The 19500-nt window shown below is 64.7% G+C and carries 16 protein-coding genes; 4 read left to right on the forward strand and 12 right to left on the reverse strand.

The genetic code is table 11. From position 1 onward, the window contains the following. Positions 1-32: 32 nt before the first annotated feature. Positions 33-2234, reverse strand: coding sequence for an NHL repeat-containing protein (locus G5S42_RS20935; protein ID WP_176108544.1), 2202 nt, complete (start codon positions 2232-2234; stop codon positions 33-35). A gap of 33 nt (positions 2235-2267) precedes the next feature. Here G5S42_RS20935 and G5S42_RS20940 point away from each other — a divergent pair, with 33 nt between their 5' ends. The 4 genes from G5S42_RS20940 (at position 2268) to gmd (ending at position 5723) form a co-directional block, all read left to right on the forward strand. Beyond that, on the forward strand, positions 2268-2528 hold the full coding sequence (locus G5S42_RS20940; RefSeq protein WP_176108545.1) for a hypothetical protein: 261 nt from the start codon (positions 2268-2270) through the stop codon (positions 2526-2528). Between the two features lie 266 nt (positions 2529-2794). Further along, positions 2795-3877 carry an acyltransferase family protein gene (locus tag G5S42_RS20945; RefSeq protein ID WP_176108546.1) on the forward strand — a complete coding sequence of 361 codons (1083 nt, stop codon included), beginning with the start codon at positions 2795-2797 and terminating at the stop codon, positions 3875-3877. Next, a complete protein-coding gene (locus G5S42_RS20950) occupies positions 3874-4623 on the forward strand; it encodes an SGNH/GDSL hydrolase family protein (protein ID WP_176108547.1) in 750 nt (249 codons plus the stop codon). The genes G5S42_RS20945 and G5S42_RS20950 overlap by 4 nt, the downstream gene beginning before the upstream one ends. A 56-nt stretch (positions 4624-4679) precedes the next feature. After that, a complete protein-coding gene (gmd, locus tag G5S42_RS20955; protein WP_176108548.1) occupies positions 4680-5723 on the forward strand; it encodes a GDP-mannose 4,6-dehydratase in 1044 nt (347 codons plus the stop codon). A 41-nt stretch (positions 5724-5764) separates the two neighbouring features. Here gmd and G5S42_RS20960 read toward each other — a convergent pair whose 3' ends face one another. The 11 genes from G5S42_RS20960 to G5S42_RS21010 all read right to left on the reverse strand — a co-directional run bounded on the left by G5S42_RS20960 (position 5765) and on the right by G5S42_RS21010 (position 19430). Beyond that, on the reverse strand, positions 5765-6130 hold the full coding sequence (locus G5S42_RS20960; RefSeq protein ID WP_176108549.1) for a response regulator: 366 nt from the start codon (positions 6128-6130) through the stop codon (positions 5765-5767). Positions 6131-6161: 31 nt separating this feature from the next. Continuing rightward, positions 6162-7142, reverse strand: a complete 981-nt coding sequence (locus G5S42_RS20965) for a chemotaxis protein CheX (protein ID WP_176108550.1) — start codon at positions 7140-7142, stop codon at positions 6162-6164. Between the two features lie 28 nt (positions 7143-7170). Beyond that, the gene (locus tag G5S42_RS20970) at positions 7171-7710 is read right to left on the reverse strand and encodes a hypothetical protein (RefSeq protein ID WP_176108551.1); all 540 of its coding nucleotides are present in this window, start codon (positions 7708-7710) and stop codon (positions 7171-7173) included. Then, a complete protein-coding gene (locus G5S42_RS20975) occupies positions 7707-8438 on the reverse strand; it encodes a methyl-accepting chemotaxis protein (RefSeq protein ID WP_176108552.1) in 732 nt (243 codons plus the stop codon). Before G5S42_RS20975 ends, G5S42_RS20970 begins: the two co-directional genes overlap by 4 nt. A gap of 37 nt (positions 8439-8475) precedes the next feature. Next, positions 8476-10854 carry an ATP-binding protein gene (locus tag G5S42_RS20980; RefSeq protein WP_176108553.1) on the reverse strand — a complete coding sequence of 793 codons (2379 nt, stop codon included), beginning with the start codon at positions 10852-10854 and terminating at the stop codon, positions 8476-8478. A 253-nt stretch (positions 10855-11107) separates the two neighbouring features. Beyond that, positions 11108-12274 carry a glycosyltransferase family 4 protein gene (locus tag G5S42_RS20985; RefSeq protein WP_176108554.1) on the reverse strand — a complete coding sequence of 389 codons (1167 nt, stop codon included), beginning with the start codon at positions 12272-12274 and terminating at the stop codon, positions 11108-11110. A gap of 70 nt (positions 12275-12344) precedes the next feature. Continuing rightward, the gene (locus G5S42_RS20990; RefSeq protein WP_176108555.1) at positions 12345-13574 is read right to left on the reverse strand and encodes a glycosyltransferase family 4 protein; all 1230 of its coding nucleotides are present in this window, start codon (positions 13572-13574) and stop codon (positions 12345-12347) included. Continuing rightward, on the reverse strand, positions 13571-15073 hold the full coding sequence (locus G5S42_RS20995; protein ID WP_176108556.1) for a glucose-6-phosphate isomerase: 1503 nt from the start codon (positions 15071-15073) through the stop codon (positions 13571-13573). The genes G5S42_RS20990 and G5S42_RS20995 overlap by 4 nt, the downstream gene beginning before the upstream one ends. A 3-nt stretch (positions 15074-15076) precedes the next feature. Continuing rightward, entirely contained in the window at positions 15077-16237 is a 1161-nt protein-coding gene (locus tag G5S42_RS21000) for a glycosyltransferase family 4 protein (protein ID WP_176108557.1), read from the reverse strand. Next, positions 16234-17175 (reverse strand): glycosyltransferase family 2 protein, encoded by a 942-nt coding sequence (locus tag G5S42_RS21005; protein WP_176108558.1) that lies wholly within the window; start codon positions 17173-17175, stop codon positions 16234-16236. Before G5S42_RS21005 ends, G5S42_RS21000 begins: the two co-directional genes overlap by 4 nt. A 56-nt stretch (positions 17176-17231) precedes the next feature. Then, positions 17232-19430 (reverse strand): polysaccharide biosynthesis tyrosine autokinase, encoded by a 2199-nt coding sequence (locus tag G5S42_RS21010; protein WP_176110583.1) that lies wholly within the window; start codon positions 19428-19430, stop codon positions 17232-17234. Positions 19431-19500: the final 70 nt, after the last annotated feature.

Below are 19500 nucleotides of genomic sequence, written 5' to 3' on the forward strand. Positions count from 1 at the left end.
GTGCGGGGCTGCGTCAGCGAGGCCAACGCACCTCAAGGCTTCCAGCGATACATCAGCACCTTGCCGCGCGCGTCTTCCTCGACGAACACCAGGTACTCGCCATCGGCGCGCTTCGTCGCGCTGATGCCGTTCGGCACGTCGACCCAGCCCGACGCGCGGCCCACTTCGGGGCCCGGCCGGATCACGCCGAGTTCCTTGCCGCTGTCCTTGTCCCACACGTGCACCGCGCCGACCGGCTCGACGCCGAACACGTATTGCCCTTCGACGGTGACGCCGATGATCGTCGCGATCGGCTTGCTCTGCGTCTGCCACGGCAAGTCGATCGCGTAACGCTGCACCGGCTTGCCGCTCGACCACTTGTCGTAGCGCACCAGCACACGCCCCACTTCCTTCCAGAAGCCCTGCGCGGTCGGCATATCGGCCGTATAGCCGCTTACGTACATCGTGTCGGTGTCCGGTTCATAGATCGCGCGATGCAGTTCGCTGAACGGTGCCGGCACCGGGTACTGCGCCAGGTTCGAGTACGAGTAGACAGGGTTGCCCTTCGCATCGAGTCCGCCGAAACGGAAGCGATAGATGCCCTTCGTATCCCGGGTGCGCCAGATGTCGCCGGCCGTATCGACCCACCACCCCCAGCCGCCCGCGAGCTTCGTGCCGCTCGTGTTCAGCGTGTATTCGTCGCGCTCGAACTGGCCATCGCCATTCGTGTCGCGCCAGATCCAGTCACCGCCCGGCGGCGCATTCGGCACCTTCGTGACCGCGCGCTCGCGGCCTGCGATAAATCCAGACGGAATCGCGCTCTCGCCGTCGTGCTGCGGATCGAAGCGATAGATCTTCAGATGGTCCGCATACATGTCGCTCAGATAGAGGAACGTGCGCCCCTTCAACCGCCGCGCGATCGGCAGGCCCGGATACTGGTCGGTATGGAACACCGGATCGTCCGGGTACTTGAACCGATTCGACAGGAATCCCGCGTATTTCCAGTCCTGCCCCGACGGCTTCGACAGATCGAGCTCGAAGCGCTTGTTGCCGGTATAGACGCTGTCGGGCCGGGCCGGATCGATCCACGCGCCGTCGACGAACAGCAGCCCTTCGACCTGCCAGTTGCGCTTGCCGTCCGGCGCGTAGCTTTCGAGCGTCGCGCCGAGGCCCGCGCCGATCGGCTCGTAACGCGGACCGATGCCATTGGTCGACACGTACACGTTGCCGCGCGCATCGACACCCACGCCAGTCAAGCCGTTGAATCGCAACGGTCCCGGCTTGCCCGCGACGCCGCTGAAAATGCCGCCGCGCTCGCCGAGCGTGCCCGACGCCGTGTAGCGGCCGTCGCGCTTCGTGAAGAACAGCACCTGCTGGCGCGGACCGTTGTCGGCGATCAGCAGGCGGCCTTGCACATCGACGGCGAGGTCGACCGCGACCGTGTCGGCTGGCAGCGTGATGGTTTCATCGATGCGCTGACCGGTCGCGGTGTAATGCTCGATGCCCGGCGCGCGATCGCTGCGTGTGCCGCTCAGCACCCAGAGCGTGCCGTCGGGTGCGAGCGCGAGACGTCCAGGCTCGTGCACGCTCCACGTCGCCTTCTGCTGCATCGACTCGGCATCGTAGACTTCGATGCGATTGCGTGCGGTATTGGCCGCGAACAGCGTCGTGTCGTTCGCAGCGAGCCCGTCGATCTCCGCGTTCGTGCCGGTCGGCACTTCGTTCATCATCAGAAAGCCGGCCGCGAGTTGCGCATGCGGGTCCGCGTTTTTGGCGGCGGGCTGAAACGGTGCCACGCGCTTCGGCTCGCCGATCAGGCGCCGCGAAATGCCGAACCATTGTTTGCCCTTGTCCGGCCATACGCCCGGCTCGACCAGGTGCCCCTTCTCATTGCCGACCGCGATCGCGACGAACGCATATTTGCGGTTGACCGCGATCGCATTGCCGCCGGCGTTGCCCCAGCCATGCGTGCCACCCGCGAAGCCGAGCATCTTGCCGTCCTGATAGACGCTCGCTTCGGCGCCGCTTTCATCCCACGGCGCGTTCGTATAGACCTTGCCGTCCGGCGTGACCGCGATCGCGGTGATGTTGATCTGCGTCCATGTGCCATCGCCGAAGCCAAAGCTGTTGCCGATCCATGAGGTCTTCGCGTTCAACGCGGTTTCGGCGCGAGCCGGCAGAACGGCCGTTGCGGCGAGGACGCCGGCGGCGCAGGCTGTCAGGGCGAACCAGCTTTTGAACGTGATGCGGCGCAAGGCGGAACCTCCAGTCGATGTCCGGTCAACGCGATGCACGCGGACCCGTGCCCGCTCGGGGCGAAAATCAGTGATGTGGTAAAGCGAAACGAAGCGCAACCGATTGAAGCGCGGCGCCTGAAGGCAGCCGTCCGCACGACTAAGTTACGCGGAAAAAATGCAATGACGAAAGTCGAAAATAATTCAAAAATATTCGTTCGCTTATACGTCGCAAAAGAAATGAATTTAAAAATCGATGAAAACGAAAGCCGCGGCGTCGCGCGCGCCTCCGTCGCCGCGATCTTCCGTTCGTAGCGATGTGGGATCACGCAATACGCATTTATTGCGGACTGCCCGGCGCCCGCCACATAACCATATAAATCTTTCTGGAATGGCCAAAGAAATACCCTGTTTCAATCTGATTCAATTAACCCATTCCAACAGATTTTTTCTCGATTTTCTTTTCCCTAGAATCGATTGCACTTCAGTTGCGACGCGAAGCGCGCGCCTGTTCGCCGGCTATCCGTTGCGAACCGCGCGGCCCTTCGCCCGGCCCATCCGCTTTACACCATGGACGGTTCATGACAGCCAGCGCATTGCCCCTCGCGCCCTCCCATTCCCGCATCGTGCAACTCGACGGTCTGCGTGCGATCGCCGTGCTAGCGGTATTCGCACAGCACGCGTTGAAAGCGCCGCTATGGATGGGCGTCGATCTGTTTTTCGTTTTGAGCGGCTTTCTCATCAGCGGCATCCTGCTCGATCGCAAGTCGCGTCAGCAGTCGTATTTCAGCTATTTCTATGCGCGGCGCGCGCGCCGCATCCTGCCGCCGTACCTGCTGCTGATGGCCGTGTCGTCGGTGCTGTTCGGCCTCGCGTGGGCACAGCACTGGTACTGGTACGCGTTTTTCGCGACCAATATCGGCGATGCGCTCAATCAAAGCGGTCACGAAAGCCTCAACGTGCTGTGGTCGCTCGCGGTCGAAGAGCAGTTCTACATCTTCTGGCCGTTCGTGATCCTGCTCGTACCCGAGCGTCTGCTCGGCGGCGTGGCGGCGGCGCTGATCGTGCTGGTGCCGCTGCTGCGCGCGCTTGCGACGCCGTGGTTCGATTCGTTCTGGCCGATCTATTACCTGACGCCGTTCCGCCTGGATCTGCTCGCGGCCGGCGCGCTGCTCGCGGTGGCCGTGCGGCGTGATCGAAATGCGCTCGAACCGTACAAGGGACTCGCGGTGCTCGGCGCGCTCGCCGCCCTCGCGGTGCTGGCATGGCTGCATCTGCACTTCCCGCGTTTTCGCGCGGCGAACACGCCGTTGTCGAATGCGGGGCTCTATAGCGTGTCGCTGGTGCTGTGCACGTCGATCGTGGTGATCGCACTGCAGAGCAAGGGCATCGTCAAGCGACTGTTGTGCAACCCCGTGCTCGTTTATATCGGCACGATCAGCTACACGATCTATCTGATTCACCTGAGCGTGCTGTACGTGGTGTGGCCGCTGCATCTGAATCGCTATCTTAGCGCCGTGATCGCGCTAGCGATCACGCTCGTGTACGCGAGCATCACATGGTTCGCGTTCGAGAAGCGCCTGATTTTCGCCACGCGCGGCACGAGAGCGGCGGCGACTGCCGGCGCCAGCGTTGCGCGGCAAGCACCGCAAAGCCGCGCATGAACCACCTGGCCGTTGTTGCTGCCCGCGTGCTGGGCGTCGTGTCGGCGCTGACGTTACTCGCGCCGACAACGAGCGCGGCCGTGGACGAGCCGCCAACGTCATCGCCGACGCAAGTGCTGATCGACGCGTACGGCGATTCGACCACGCTCGGCATCACCTGCAGCGATGGCCACTGCGGCCCGCAAGCGCGCAATGCCGTCACGTATCTGCAGCAGGCGTTGCAGGCGCATGACGGCGAGCGCGTGCGCGTCACGAACTACGGCGTCGGCGGCACGATGGCCTGGCAGTTGCGCGACGGCACCGGCAATCGCCGCGCGGGACCGACGGGGGGCCTGCCGTGGCGCGAACGTCTCGCCGTCTCGTCCGCGCGAATCGTGCTGATCAACTACGGCATCAACGAAGTGATGCAAAGCCAGACGCCCGAGCAGTTCTACGCGGCCGAAACATCGCTTGTGCAAACGGCGCGAGCACTCGGCAAGCAGCCTGTTTTGCAGACCTCGAACCCGATGCCCGATAACCGGCTCAACGCGATGCTGGCGACGATGGTCGCGATGACGCGACGCGTGGCCGCCGAACAGCAGGTGCCGCTCGTCGATCAATACGAGTATGTGAGCGGCCTGCCCGACTGGAAATCGCTGATGTCGGACGGCGCGCATCCGAAACCGGAGTTGTACCGGCTGAAGGCCGAACAGGACTATCGAGTCGTCGAACCGTTGGTGCGGCGACTGCTTGACGAAACACATTGAGCCCCGCTTTTACGCGCGTTTCGTTCTTTTTTCATTCACAAACTAGAAGGCAAGCTATGAGCCAACCACGCAAAGCGATCATCACCGGCGTATCCGGACAGGACGGCGCCTATCTGACCAAGCTGCTGCTCGACAAGGGCTATCACGTGACCGGCACCTACCGGCGCACGAGTTCGGTCAACTTCTGGCGCATGCGTGAGCTTGGCGTGCTCGATCATCCGAATCTGCGTCTGGTCGAACACGACCTCACCGACCTCGGCTCGACGCTGCGTCTGCTCGACGGCACGCAGGCCGACGAGTTGTACAACCTCGCCGCGCAGAGCTTCGTCGGCGTGTCGTTCGACCAGCCGGTGACCACCGCCGAAGTGACCGGTGTCGGCGCGCTGAATCTGCTCGAAGGCCTGCGTATCCTGAGCCCGAAGACGCGCTTCTACCAGGCATCGACCTCCGAGATGTTCGGTCTCGTGCAGGCGGTGCCGCAACGCGAAAGCACGCCGTTCTACCCGCGCAGCCCGTATGGCATCGCGAAGCTGTTCGCGCACTGGTCGACGATCAACTATCGCGAGTCGTACAACCTGTTCGCGAGCAGCGGCATTCTGTTCAATCACGAATCGCCGCTACGTGGCCGAGAATTCGTCACGCGCAAGATCACCGACACGGTCGCGAAGATCAAGCTCGGCAAGCAGGACGTGCTCGAACTGGGCAACCTCAGCGCGCAGCGCGACTGGGGCTTCGCGCTCGAATACGTCGAGGGCATGTGGCGCATGTTGCAGGCCGACGCTCCGGACACCTTCGTGCTCGCGACCGGTCGCACCGAAACGGTTCGCGATTTCGTGCGCATGGCGTTCACGGCGGCCGGCTTCCAGTTGGAATGGTCGGGCAAGGACGAGCGCGAGACCGGCATCAATGTCGCAACCGGCAAGACGCTCGTGCGCGTGAACCCGAAGTTCTATCGGCCGGCCGAAGTGGACCTGCTGATCGGCTGCGCGGACAAGGCGCGCGACACGCTCGGCTGGCAACCGCGAACCTCCCTCGAACAGCTGTGCCAGATGATGGTGCAGGCGGACATCGCACGCAACGAGCACCACGAGACGTTCTAACACGGCATCCGTGTGCGGCGGGTTCGCCGCACACTATTGCGTCAACCCGCCAGTTTGCGGAACGTCTCCAGCACCGCTTCGCCCTTGAACGGTTTGACGATCCAGCCCTTCACGCCGGCGGCCTTGCCGCGCTCCTTCATTGCTGGGCTGCTTTCGGTCGTCAGCATGATCACGTTGACGGTCTTGTTCGCGAGTTCGCCGCGAATTTTTTCGACCATCGTCAGGCCGTCCATGTTCGGCATGTTCACGTCGCTTACGATCAGGCGGATATTCGAATCCGTCTTCAGCTTCGTAAGACCATCCTTGCCGTCGATGGCGGTCGCGACGTCCAGACCGTTTTTCGCCAGAAAGCCCGCCACTTCTTCGCGTACCGTGCTCGAATCGTCCACCACCAGAATCTTTGCCATAGCCATTCCCTTGCGTCATCGACGCGTTGTATCAAAACAGATCCAGTTCGCCGGACTCGACGAGATCGTCGACATCCACCGTGTTTTCAGAAAAATCTTCGGGTGACCAGCTCAGGTTGAAAACGAAGCGCTGGTCGATCGACACCGACTGTCCGCTCGCCGCGTGGCTCAATCGGTATTGAAACCGCAACTGCGGATTGTCCGAGCCGAACGAGATATAGCGGTGCTTGTGATTGACGAGCAGAGGCACCTGCACCTGGCTCGCTTCGCGAGCGTTCCGCGCAGCGAGGAACCGGTCCTTGAACGCGCCCCAGATCAGATTCGTCAATTCGCCGAGCACATTGTTCAGATCGCGAAAGCCTGCTTGCGCCGCGCCCATGCCGGGACCGCGTGCGGCGCGATCGCGCTCGATCATTCCGAGCAGCGGTTCCTCTTCGGCCTGCATCAACATATAGCCGCGGCACCAGGTGCCTTCGAGCGGAATCAGGCTGAACACCTCGCCGAAGATGATGCGATCGCGTACGACGCTCGGCGTGTCGCGTTGCACGGTGACGCCGTCGAATAACGTGGCGAGCCGCGCTTCCGTGATCTCGGCGATGCCGCGCACGAGCGCATTCGGGAAGTCGAGGCTGAAGATGTATTGATCGACGGCTTCACGCAGCGCCGTCAGATCGGCGCCATGGAAATGCGCGCATGCCGCGTTCTTCAACGGCTTCGGAAGCTGTTCGAGCGGCGCGTTGCCGCTCGAACGCAGGATTACCGGCAGTTCGGGGCGCAACTTATTGATCCGCGCCGCGGTCGTCGCCGCCTGTTCGACCGATCCACCGTAGTTGTCCGCCAACAGAACGCCGCCGAGATCGATATTGGTGGCGAGCACCGAGCCGAGGCGGCTGCTGTCGCGCACCTTCAGTGCTATCAGATTGTGCTCGTCGAAAAAGAGTTTCAGCGCTTGCGCGTGTGCCGGACAGTCGTCGAGCACGAGCACCTTGCTGACGGGCTTGCTGGTATTCATCGTGTTTCAGTCTGCGAATGCAGTGTTGCTAGAAAAGTTCGAGTTCGCCTTCGGCCTCGTCAGCCGCCGCGAGTTCAGCCTTGAAATCGAGTGGCGCCTGCGCGCATATGCATAACGTCACGCCCAGCCGGGCCGCCGCGCCGATCGTCAGCTCGTACGCCCACACGTGATCGGGCCGCAACTCGTCCAGATACTCGATACAGCGGCTGTTCAATTCATACGGCGTCGACATGCCGAGATCGGGGAAATGCTCGACCAGTTGCTGGTTCATGTAGCCGCAGCACAGGTTGCCGAGTTCCATCAGCGTTTCCGACAGCGAACGCGTCGTGTCGCCGCTCGCGTAGTACGCGCGCGTTGCTTCGTCCTTGCTGAAATGCAGCACGAACAGCAGACGAAAACCGATCGACGAGATCGTCAGCGCCATCGCGCAAGGTCCGGGCGGATGATCGCGATCCCACCTCGGCACCGCGCTGATCTCGCACGCATCACCCGGCGTCGCGGGCAATCTCGCGCGAGCCGCGTGACAGAAGATGTCCGCGATGCTTTGCAACGCCTGATCGGTAATCACGCTGCGGCCTGCTCGAGCCTGGATTGAAACTGGGTCGCCAGCGCTTCGACGCCGCCGAGCGACGCCGTGATCATCTTGCCGCCGGCCTGGATGTCCTGGAACGTCGCCGCGGTCGTCAGATCGTTGCGATGCAGACTCTCCTGATAGCTCTTCGACAGTTCCTGCGAGCGCGACGCGAGCGAGCGCACTTCGCCCGCGACGATCGAAAAGCCGCGACCCGCGGTGCCGGCGCGCGCCGCTTCGATCGACGCATTCAGCGAAACGATCAGCACGTGCTGCACGATCGACGACAGTTCCTGGTTCTTCTTGTGCATGTCGCGGTTCTGCGACATCAGCGAAATCATCTGCTCGTGCCAGCGCTCGAACGTGATCGTCAGCGTCTTCAGTCGGGCGGCCTCGTGCGCGATCCGCGTCGCATGCTGCCGCCATTCGTCGCTTCGCGTGCTCGCGGCGTCGAGGCTCGCCTGCAATGATTCGCGATTGCGCTCGCCCTGCTCGGCCTGCGCGCGCAGATCGGCGAGCATCGCCTCCAGGGCGGCGCGCTCGCCGTTGGCCTGCTCGCCGGCCTGGAGCGCCGCGTCGAGTTGCTGCTCGAGGGCTTGCCGCGCGAGCGTGTCGACACGCTGCGTTTCCGCACTGGCGCGAAGCCCCCGACGATAATAAATTCCCGTCGCGAGCGCGCAGACGATACCGCCAACGCCTGCGACCACAAGATAGCTTTCAAACACGACCTGCTCCCTTCGCTTCGTTCAATCGATCAGGCGATCAGCCTGCTACCGCATCCGCGTCACGCTCGCGCGCTGCATCGGTGGACGCATCGAGACTGTCGACCGCCCAGTCCTCGGGGAACGATACGACGGTCTGAAAGCGGCGATAGTCGGCGCCGCGACGATCGTCGGTGAAACGCAATTCGATGCGGCCACGCTCGCGCCGCACGAAATCGCGCACCGCATCCATCCCGACGCCGCGGCCCGAAATCTCGCTGACGCTCTGCGCGGTCGAAAAGCCGGAACGGAAGATCAGCTCGGCAATCGCTTCGTCGCTGAGCGCGGCATCGGCGTCGATCCAGCCGCGTTCGATCGCCGCGGCACGGATCTTTGCGAGCGCGAGACCCCGGCCGTCGTCGCTGATGGTGATCTGCAGCGCGTGATGGTCGACGCCCACTTCCAACCCGATGACGCCGGCCGCGTCCTTGCCGTTCGCGATACGCTCGGCGGCGGGCTCGATGCCGTGATCGACCGAATTGCGCAGCAGGTGCGTGAACACATTACGCAGCGTATTGCTGACCTCGCTGCGCACGCGATAACCGTTGTTGTCGATGCTGACGATCGGCGCTTCCTTGCCGAGTTCGGCCGCCAGAGACGGCAGCGATTCGAGCACGCCCGCGAGCGCTTCGTAGATCGATTCGGTGCCCAACAGACGCAGCTCGCGCTGCAACGATTCGCGCATCGACACGAGTGCGTCCCGGTCGGCCGGATCGGCGCTTTCGAGCAAGTCCAACTGCTTCTGGATCAACTCGCGATCGACCATCAGGTAGCGATCCACCGCGCCGTTCTGGCCCGGACCCTTGCGGCCGAGGCTCACTTCGTTGATCGTCGCGTAGGTTTCGAGCGCAGCCTTCACGCGCTGCAGATCGTCGATCAGAAGCTGCTGGTCCCACGCTTCACCGCCGTCCGCGCGGCGCAATGCGTCGTAACGCTGTTCGGTTTCGTGGACGACGCCGGTCAGATGCTGAAGGCTGTAGGTGCGTGCATTGCCCTTGACGGTGTGCATATTGCGGAACAGCTCGGCGACCGCTTCGAGACTCGGCTCGTGATGCTGACGGATGATCCGCTCGTTTTCGCTGATGAAGCCCGTCGCGCTTTCGACGAAGTGATGGAATTTCTCCTGGCTCACCGCGAGAATCTCGCCGATCATTTCCAACCGGCGCTTCTGTTCGCCGGCCTCGGCGGCGAGCGCGCGCAGTTCGGTCACGTCGCGCACGCACAGCATCAAACGCTGCACGACGTCGTGTTCGTCGGTGATCGCCGACCAGCTCAGGTCGAGCGTCTTCACGCGGCCATCGGCCATCGGCTTGGCGATCTCGTTGACGAGCAGGTGCTGATTGAACTCGAAGTTCATGCTGTCTTCACCGATACATGCGTGCAGCGCCGCTTCGATCTGCGCGAGCTCATCGCTGTTGATACCGGTGCCGCCGAACACGAGGTCGAGCAGCGGACGGCCCGCAATCTCGCGAGTCTCGAAGATGGCCTCCAGATACGCGGAGTATTCCGGATGCACGACCACGCCTTCGACCACAGTCAGAATCCCCTGCTGCATGTTTTGCAGCATCGCCTGGATATCGGCGGTCTTCTGCTTCAACTGCAGCGAGCTTTGCTGGATCTTCTCGATCATGCCGTTGAACGCGACGATCGAATGACCGATCTCGTCCATGCGGCCGACCGGCACGCGGCGCGTGAAGTCCTGGCTTGCCGCGATCTCGCTCATCTCCACCTGCATGCGGCTCAGCGGCCGGGTGATCTGCCGATACAGCAGCGCGCTGATCAGCAGCAGCACGACGATGGCCGCGCCGGTCGCGGCGCCGATCGCCGTCGTCGTGGTGGCGAGCGCGCTGTTCAGGTCGTCGATCGCGGCGTCTTTCTGGCGGTTCTTCTCGATTCGCAGCGTCTCGACGATGCCTTCGAGCTCATCGCGGTATTGCGCGACGTTTGCGAACAGATACGCCTGCGCCAGTTCGTTCTTGCCGTCGGCCTTCATCCTCGCGGTGTCGTTGACCGCGTTGAAATAGTTGGCGAGGCTGTCGCGCGCCTGACTCACGAGCCCGGTTTGGGCCTGACCTTGCGCGGCCTTCGCCTGCACGTCGAGCGCCGCGTGCAGCGACGCTTCCTTGCTCTTCAGCAGGTCGCGCGCCTGCGAGACCATGTTCTCGTCAGGCGCATAGACGAGCGTCATCATCGCGAGCTGCACGTCCTTGAGCTGCGACACGAGGTCGGCCGACGCGAGCGCGCTCGGCACGACACCCTGGGTCACCTGCCTGACGTTGGCGGCGCTGTTGCGAGTCTGAAGCACAGCGTATCCACCAATGGCGGATAGCGCGACGAGCATCAGAATGACGAGTAGCGTGATGCGGTGACGGATGGTCATCTGAGAATCCCCGAGGTCTGAAAATACAAGGTCCACGCATTGAGCGGGACGCCCGTGTGTTTTTGTACTTTCGGGCGCGGGGATTATCGTCGCGGATGTGTGACGTCAACGTGACGGAGTCGATGCCGAACCACACGTTTTAGGGATTTGAAAAATAAGGTCGAAAATTCGTGAATAAGGGCTGATCCGGGCTCAAGTTCGACAGAAAAATGCCGTTATTTTCGGCCTGTTTTTTTCGCTAGCCCACTGCGCTTCAATGCAGTGCGTCCCCCGCGATCGCTTCGGCATACACCGCCGCGACCCGCTTCGCGATCACTGCGTTATCGAAGTGCTCGCGCGCATAGCGGCGGCATGCATCCTCATCGGGCAGCTTTAGCGTGCCGTTGAACGCGCCGGCGAGACCCGCGGCGATCGCCGCTGCGCCGGTCTCCGGCAACACCAGATCCGGCGACAAGCCCGCCACCGCCTCCGGCAATCCGCCGACCGGCGTCACCAGCACCGGCGTGCCCGACGCAAGCGATTCGACCGTGATGAGCCCGAAGCCTTCCAGCGCGACAGTCGGTACGACGCTGAGATTGGCCGCGCGATACAGTGCCGCCAGATGCTGATCGGGCACGAAGCCGAGCAGCTTCACGTTGTGTTCGAGCCCCGCCTCGTCGATGCGCGCCTGAAGCTCGCTTTCGAGCCGACCCTTGCCCGCGATCAGCAGCAGCACGTCGGGCGCGCTGCGTTTCACCAGCTTCACCGCATCGATCAGATCTTCGAGACCCATGCGCCGCACCAGCCGTCGCACCGCCAGCACGATCGGCCGATCCTGCGGCAATTGCAGACGCAGACGCGCTTCGGCCTGCGTGATCGGCAGATTGAACTGCTCGACGTCGACGCAGCCCGGCACCACGCGCACGCGCTCCGGTGAGATGCCGTAGCGCGTCGTCAGGATCTTGCCGAACGCGTCCGACAGTACGATCAGCCGCGACGAACGCGCGTACACCGACTGCTCCAGATAACGCTTCGCGCGCTGGCCGAGCGAATCGGCGCCTTCGACGTGGCTCTCGTCGGCCCACGGCCCCTGGAAATGCGACACCTGCGGAATGCCGCGCGTCACGTCGAGGCCCGGAAACGTATAGAGCGCGAAGTGTGATGAAATCACATCGGGCCGCGACCTGCGGATCTCCTGGCGCAGCGCGCGGCGTGCCGCCATCAGCCGCAACGGCAGCGACTGTGCGGCCGAACCGAAGCCGTTGATCGCGCCACCGGTATCGGCCGCGACTTTCGGCGAGCCGGCGACGACGCCGCGCACCGCGACGCCCGCGCCCGGCAGCGCGCCGACCAGCGAGTAGTACATGCGGTCGAGGCCGCCCGCGCGTTCGGGAAACCAGTGCATCCCGATCTGCAGTGATTTGATTGAGCCAGTCGTCATGATGGTGTGCCCCTGTGTGTTGCTTGCGGTGAGTTGCTATGCCGTTGCGTGGATGGCGCGGCTCGCGCGTTCATTCCACGCTCTTCTGTCCGGCGAGATGATTCAGTGTCAGCGCATCGTTCTGCGCGACGACCGTCGCCTCCGTCCGGCTACGCCGGCGGTTTTCCTGCTGCCCGGCCAGTTGCCGGTACAGCGCGATGTATTGCGCGGCCATGCGCGCCCAGCCGAAGCCGGTTGCGAGCTCGCTGGCGGCCTGGCCCATCGCGCGGCGCGCGGTGTCGTCGCCGGCGAGTTGCGCGACTGCGCGAGCGAGCGCCTGCGGGTCGTCGGGATCGTCGAGCACGATGCCGCACTCCGGCGTGATGATCTCGGCGCCGCCCGCGGTGCGCGCGGTCACGACGGGCAGGCCCGCCGCCATCGCTTCGAGCAGCGACAGACTCATCGCTTCGTAGCGCGATGGAAACACGAACGCGTCGACCGAATGCATCAGCACTGGCATCTCCTTCACCAGCCCGAGAAAATGCACCCGATGCGCGATGCCGAGCGCCTTCGCCTGTTCCGGATACGGGCTGCCCGGCAGAAAGCCGGCCACCGCGATCTGCACGTGCTCGGGCAGATGCTTCAATGCGGCGAGCACGGTGCCGAGATTCTTGCGCGGGGTGCGCAGATCGCCGACGAACAGCAGCAGGAACGCATCGTCCGGTAACCGAAACTTCGCGCGATCGCCGCTCGCCGCCGCGAAGCCTTGCGTGTCGACGCCGTTGTAGATCACGTCCACGCGGTTGCGGGGCGTGAGGCCGATCGCGCGGATTTCGTCGGCGACCTTCTGCGACACCGCGGTGATCACCTTCGAGCGCCGGTACGCCCAGCGTTCGAGCAGCGCATTGCAGCGCGTATAGACCGACTGGTACGCGGACCACACGCCCTTCGTCAAACCGAACGGGTAGTACTTGCTCGCGAACCAGCCGCTGTGCACGAAATGCGAGGTATTGACGTCGGCGCGCATCCACGTGATGAAGCCGTTCACGTGCAGCACGTCGTAGTCGCGCCGATGCGCGCGCAGCCATAGCGCGCTCTTGAGAGCGAACACCTGCTGGCGCAGCAGATTGGTCGGCCACCAGCGGCCGATCTTCACCGGCGCCCAGCGCACGTTCGGATGCGCGAGCAGTTCGGGCGCCACGTGCGACGCGACCAGCGTCACGCGGATGTTCTCGTCGAGCGCCGCGCGCGCGATCTCGTGATTGACGCGCCCCTGGCCGTCGTTATGACGCACTACGTGCGTGACTATGGCGACTCTCAATCCGTGCCTCCGTGGAGAAATAGCGTGCGTGCGCGGTTCATCTTTTCGTAGTGAACCGCGGAAAGAATCGAAAAAGCGCCCATGAAAAGCAGCAGGCCGCCGGTGCCGACCAGCGAGTTCGTGAACACCAGCATCGCGAAGGTCGCAAGACACAGGCTCAGGCACGCGGAGACGAACTTGTCGTCGCGCAGCCTGAACGACGCGAGCACCGCGCGCGTCAGCAGCCACACGATGCCGGACATGTACAGCAGGGTGCCGGGCCAGCCGAGCACGAACGGAACGTTCATCACGCCGCTGTCGAAGTTGCCGTACTGGCCGAGCTGGCCGCCGTCGTTGGAGAGCTTCGTCGAGGTGCCGGTCGCGCCCATGCCCTCGCCCGACACGTCGGTAAACGCGGTCTTCGCGAAGGTCGCGTAGAACTCGTTGCGGGCCGCGTAGCTCTGGTCGTCGTGCAGATTGACGATCGTGTTCAGGCGCGCCTGCATCCGTTCGGCCACCGGGCCGACCGCCAGCAGCGGCACGCAGAAGCCGGCGAGCAGCACCGCGCTCGCGACGATGCGCACGCGCACCTTGTTGTTCGACTTCACCAGCTGGATGAAGAGCGCGATGACCCAGCCGCCCCACGTCGAGCGCACGAGGCTCAACGCGAACGAGAAGAAGCCGAGCCCGGCGGCGATCCAGCGCAGGCGGTGCTGCGCGGCCATCACGAAGACCATCGCGCCCATCATCGCGAACGCGAACGGGCCCGACGAGTTCATCGTGCTGAACACCCGCACGCCCATCGGCACCGGGTCGCCCTGCGAGTTCATCTGCGAGCCGAGCATCCACAGCGCGTCCCACGGCGGCATGATGAAGAACTGGATCAGGCCGTAGCCGCCCATCACCAGCATGCCCCAGATGAACGTGCCAACGATCGTGTCGCGGTACTGCGGATACTGGCGCGTGTGCGCCATGATGTGAAAGCCGATCAGGATCGGATAGAGCCAGTTCGCGAGGTCGTAGGTGGCCGCAAGCGGCCCGCTCGACATCACGCCGATCAGGAACGCGTAGACGAGGCCGAGCAGGATCAGCAGCACCGGCAAACCACGGCGCTGCGCGAGCAGCCGGTAGTAGCGCAGCAGCGACAGGCCGCTGATCATCGTCACGGCGAGCGGCGCGACCTGGATCAGGCTGGTCGGCGTGAACGCGCCTTTCGACCAGTCCGCGAGACGCCGCACTTCGGGGCTCAGGAACCACAGCCACCACATGAAGCCGATATAGCGCGCCGGGCTCTTGAAGTAGAGCCACAGGCCCGTGAGGATCGCGAGCACCGGAAACGCGAGCGTCAGCACCGTGCCCTGATGCGCGACGATCAGCACCGCGGTGATCAGCCACAGCAACAGCGGCGGCAGCCATTCTCGCGTTGCGCCGGACAGCAGCCCGCTCGCATTGGTTTGCGCGGCGCCGGCGTTGCCCGCGCCGGCCGGCGGCAATGGGTTCGCGCGCGGAATCGTCGACATCGCTTAGAGGCCTCCGCGCGATTCGCGCGCAGGTGCGGCGCGTTGCTCGTGCCTGGCCGCGGCCGCGTGCGCGCTCGCCTGCCCGCGCGCGCTCAGCATCTCGCGCGTGATCCGCACGTGCTGCATCGCGTAGTGCTCGGTGGTCAGATCGCGCGCGAGCAGACCGGCCGCGGCTGCCTGCGCCTGGCGCAGCGCCTCGGCGGGGTCGGCGGCGAGCCGGTCGACCGCGGCGCGCAGCGCCTCCGGAATGAACGGCGGCACGTAGGCGGCTTCGTCGGCGGGAAAATAGTCGCGCAGTGCGCCGACGTCGGTCGCGACCATCGGCTTGCCGACCGCCGCCGCTTCGAGCATGACGGTGATGCCCGATGCGTGCGAGTTCGGTCGCAACGGCACGACGATCACGTCGGCCCAGTCGTACAGCTCGTGCTGCTTCTTGATGCCGGAGAACAGCGCGATCTCGACATTCGACGCGCGCAGCGACGCGGGAATCCGCCGCCGCGTCGCGAGCTTCACCGAATAGCGCGAATCGTTGCCGAACGCCTTGATCAGCGTCTCCCAGTCACGGTCGCGATCGTTGCCGATCGCCGCGATGCGCAGCGGCGTGCGCGGCGTCCACTGCGTCGGCGCATTGACCGGAAAGTCGCGCGTGTTCAGGCCGTACAGCAGCGGCGTCGCGTCGCGGCGGAAGTAGTCCTGGCATAGCTCGGCGTTTTCGCTCGCAAGCGTGGTCAGCCGATCGGCGCGCGTCATCAGCTTGCGATACAGCCAGCTGCGCACGATGCCGTACGACGGCCACTTGTCGAGCAGCCACACGCTTTGCGCGAGCAGGAGCGGCGACGCGCCGGGCCCCGCCTTGCGGCCGCACAGCAGCAGCATCAGCGCGGCGGACAGCCATTCCTGCTCGGTATGCGTCCAGATCACGTCCGAGCGCAGCATCTCGGCGCGATTGCGCCACGTATGGATGAAATCGAAGCCGAGCGCGGCCTTCAGCGCGCGCCGCACGAGCCGTACGGGCCGGCTTTCGCGCGCGTCTTGCGAATAGGTCAGCGCGAATGCTTCGGACTCCGCGTGGTGATAACCGTACAGACAGCCGATATCGTCGCCCTTGCGATAAAAGCGCGGATCGGCGCCGTAGAACAGATGAACATGAACCTTGGTACTCATGCGGACACTCCGCTCTTCGACAGCGCGCGCCGCGCTTCGTGGGCGCCCGCGCGCACCTCGCGCCAGCGCGACAGCTGCAACTGCGCCTGTTTCGACAGCAGCGCGAGCGCCGCATGCATGAGGCCCGGATAAAGCCGTGTGCCGACCAGCGTCCACCACCACCACGCGGCTTCGCGGCGCAGCGGCGGCAACTGGTCGCGCAGGATCAGATGGAAGTTGAACGCGGCGTTGCGCAGCGCGGCCATCGTCTGCGCGTCGCGTTTGTCGTCGTCGAAACGTTCGGCGGGGAAATGATCGACGGCGACCTGCGGATCGTAGACGAGCTTCCAGCCCGCGTTCTTTACCGCGAGGCTGAACGCCATGTCGTTGTGCACCTGCGCGCCCGCGCCGCGCAGACGCGCGTCGAAGCGGATCGTGCGCACCGCGTCGCGCCGGTAGCTCATGTTGGCGCCCTTCAGGATGTCGACTTCGCGTGCGGCACCGACCCCCAGGTGATGATTGCCGATGATCTTGCCGTGCGCGGTCACCTTGCCGACCAGCGGCCGCTCGCCGTCGAGCACGCGGCCTTTTTCGTGCACCCAGTCGCGCCCGCCCAAGGCGCCCAGGCGCGCATCGGCTTCGAACGCGGCGGCGATGCGCTCGACCCAGTCGCGGCGCGGCGCGGCGTCGTCGTCGGTGATCGCGATCACGTCGCCGCTGGCGGCATCGAGCCCGCGATTGAGCGCCGCGACCTGGCCGGGTATGTCCACCGGCGCGATCACCAGCGGCAGGCGGCCGCGCGTGGACGGATCGCGCAGGCATGCATGGGTCGCGTCGTCGTCGACGCGCGCGACCACGATCACTTCGTCGGGCGCGCGCGATTGCCGCTCGAGCGCCGCGAGGCAGCGCGCGAGATCGGCCGGGCGGCGATAAGTCGGTACCAGTACCGTTACTTTCATCGTGATGTCCTCTGTTCCTGTCGTGCAGAAGCCGGTGCCGGGGTGCGGTGCGCGCGTCACGTGCTCAGGTATTCCTGGGTCGCCGCGTAGCCGCGGTCGTAGCCGACCCGCGAGCGCGCCGGCATGCCGTTGAAGATGCCGCCCTGCACGTGCACACCGGCCGCGCGCAGGCGCTTCAGCGCGTCGGCTAGCTCGATCTCGCTGTGCATGCCCGAGCGCATCACGAAGAACGTCGAGCCCGCATACGCGCCGATGATCGATGCATCGGTCACCGCGAGCACCGGCGGCGTGTCGATCAGGATCACGTCGTAGCGCTTCGCGAGGCCGTCGAGGTACTGCGGCAGACGCGGCGACATCAGCAGCTCGGACGGATTCGGCGGACGGCGGCCGCACGAAATGAAGCTCAGGCCCTCGACGTTCGACGGGCGGATCGCCTCTTCCAGCGAGATCTGCCCGCTCAGCAACTCCGACATGCCGTTCTCCTGCACGCCGCCGATCTGACATTCGAGCGCGCCGCGCCGCATGTCGCCGTCGATCAGCAGCACGCGCTTGCCCGAATGCGCGAGCAGCATCGCGAGGTTCACGCTGAGGAAGCTCTTGCCGACGCCGGCCATCGGGCCAGTCAGCATCACGATGCGGTTGCGCGCGTCCATCAGCGTGAACTGCATCGCGGTGCGCAGGCTGCGCAGACTTTCGATCGTCAGGTCCTTCGGCCGCGCATTCGCGAGCACCGGACGCAGCCGTTCGCCGCCGCGCGCATAGCTGTTTTCGAGCTGCACCTGCTCGGCGCTTTGCGGCACGAGGCCGAACACCGGCAGATGGAACGCGCGCTCGACGTGATCGGGGTCGTCGATGCCCTTGAACAGATTGCGGCGCAGGAACACGAAGCCGGTGCCCGCGATCAGCCCGAGAATCACCGCCGCCGACATGATCAGCATCTTCTTCGGCTTGACCGGCGCACCGGGGCGCAGCGCCGCGTCGACGATGTGCACGTTGCCGCCCGTGCCCGCCTTTTGCACCGACAGTTCCTGCACGCGATTGAGCAGCAGCACGTAGATGTCTTCGGCGACTTTGGCGTCCCGCTGCAACTGCACGGCCTTCACTTCGGTGGCCGGCAGATCGCGGAAACGGTCCGCGTATTTGGTGCGCTGCGCCTGCAGCTCGGCCATCTGCTGACGCGCGGCGACGAGCGTCGGATGGTCGTCGCCGTAGCGCTCGGCGAGCTGCGTCATCTGCAGCCGCAACGCGGCGATCTGCTGCTCGTATTGCACGCTGCCTTCGAGGTAGACCTTCGCCTCGTCGCTCGCGTTGATCGAGCCGGACTGACGCTGGTAGGCGGTCAGCGCGGCTTCCGCGCGTTCGAGGTCGGCCTTCAGGCGCGGCTCCTCGCTCTTCAGGAAGTCGAGCATCTTGCTCGCATCGGCCTGCTTGTTCGACACGTGCTGCCGCAGATACGACTGCGCGAGCGCATTGGCGACGAGCGCCGCATGCTGCGGACTCTTGTCCTCCAGCGAGATCTGGATCACGCCGGTCTGCTTGCCCTGCTCCTGCACCGTGATCGCCGACTGGAACGCGGTGATCGCGTCGAGATCGTTCGAGCGCACGATCGTGAACTCCTGCCCGGGGCGCGCGACCAGCTGGTTGACGACCATCGTCACGCCGCCGCCCTGCGCCTGCTGGCCGACCTCGCCGCGCAGCAGCAGCGAGCCGTTCGGCGCGAACAGCTCATAGTGCTGCGGGTCGATCACGCGCAGCAGCAGCTTCTCGCCTTCGAGCGACGGCGTCACGTCGATCGAATCGACATCGACGTCTTCACCGCCCCACGCGTATGACGTGAGCCCCAGCCACGGGCGTGCGGGCTGGCCCGGCGTGGCGAGGCGCGCGGCGATGTTGCCGAGCAGCGGGATCGTCTTCGGCGTCACGCTGAAGTTCAGCTTCAGCTGCTGCACGACCGGGGCGACCACGCCACGGCTCTTGATGATTTCGATCTCGGCGTCGGTCGGCAGCGACGTCGAGCCGCTGGTGATCGCGGCACCCGTCTGCGTTTGCGTGAGCGCCTGCGACATGCTGTCGGACGGCTCGACGCGCACGTGCGCATCGGCCGAATAAGTCGGCTTGGCGAGGTAGCAGTACGCGAGCGCCATCGTGACGACGACCGCGGTGATCGCGAGCAGCCACCAGATGTCGTCGAGGATCACCTGCACCAGTTGTCCGAGGACGACGTCTTCTTCTTCGGTCTTGATCGGACCAGCCATGTGTGGAGAGAGTTGATTGCTCACTGTTCCATCCCGTGTCGTTGGCTTCGGCTTTCGCGTCAGCGGTACT

The organism is Paraburkholderia youngii (assembly GCF_013366925.1).
Classification (GTDB): domain Bacteria; phylum Pseudomonadota; class Gammaproteobacteria; order Burkholderiales; family Burkholderiaceae; genus Paraburkholderia; species Paraburkholderia youngii.

What these genes read in the sequence shown, in the direction of transcription:
- G5S42_RS20995 (WP_176108556.1), bottom strand. Translation starts at nt 15,073, where the DNA reads ATGTCGACGATTCCGCGCGCGAACCCATTGCCGCCGGCCGGCGCGGGC.
- G5S42_RS20980 (WP_176108553.1), bottom strand. Translation starts at nt 10,854, where the DNA reads ATGACCATCCGTCACCGCATCACGCTACTCGTCATTCTGATGCTCGTC.
- G5S42_RS21010 (WP_176110583.1), bottom strand. Translation starts at nt 19,430, where the DNA reads ATGGCTGGTCCGATCAAGACCGAAGAAGAAGACGTCGTCCTCGGACAA.
- G5S42_RS21005 (WP_176108558.1), bottom strand. Translation starts at nt 17,175, where the DNA reads ATGAAAGTAACGGTACTGGTACCGACTTATCGCCGCCCGGCCGATCTC.
- G5S42_RS21000 (WP_176108557.1), bottom strand. Translation starts at nt 16,237, where the DNA reads ATGAGTACCAAGGTTCATGTTCATCTGTTCTACGGCGCCGATCCGCGC.
- G5S42_RS20945 (WP_176108546.1), top strand. Translation starts at nt 2,795, where the DNA reads ATGACAGCCAGCGCATTGCCCCTCGCGCCCTCCCATTCCCGCATCGTG.
- gmd (WP_176108548.1), top strand. Translation starts at nt 4,680, where the DNA reads ATGAGCCAACCACGCAAAGCGATCATCACCGGCGTATCCGGACAGGAC.
- G5S42_RS20965 (WP_176108550.1), bottom strand. Translation starts at nt 7,142, where the DNA reads ATGAATACCAGCAAGCCCGTCAGCAAGGTGCTCGTGCTCGACGACTGT.
- G5S42_RS20985 (WP_176108554.1), bottom strand. Translation starts at nt 12,274, where the DNA reads ATGACGACTGGCTCAATCAAATCACTGCAGATCGGGATGCACTGGTTT.
- G5S42_RS20950 (WP_176108547.1), top strand. Translation starts at nt 3,874, where the DNA reads ATGAACCACCTGGCCGTTGTTGCTGCCCGCGTGCTGGGCGTCGTGTCG.
- G5S42_RS20960 (WP_176108549.1), bottom strand. Translation starts at nt 6,130, where the DNA reads ATGGCAAAGATTCTGGTGGTGGACGATTCGAGCACGGTACGCGAAGAA.
- G5S42_RS20940 (WP_176108545.1), top strand. Translation starts at nt 2,268, where the DNA reads ATGCACGCGGACCCGTGCCCGCTCGGGGCGAAAATCAGTGATGTGGTA.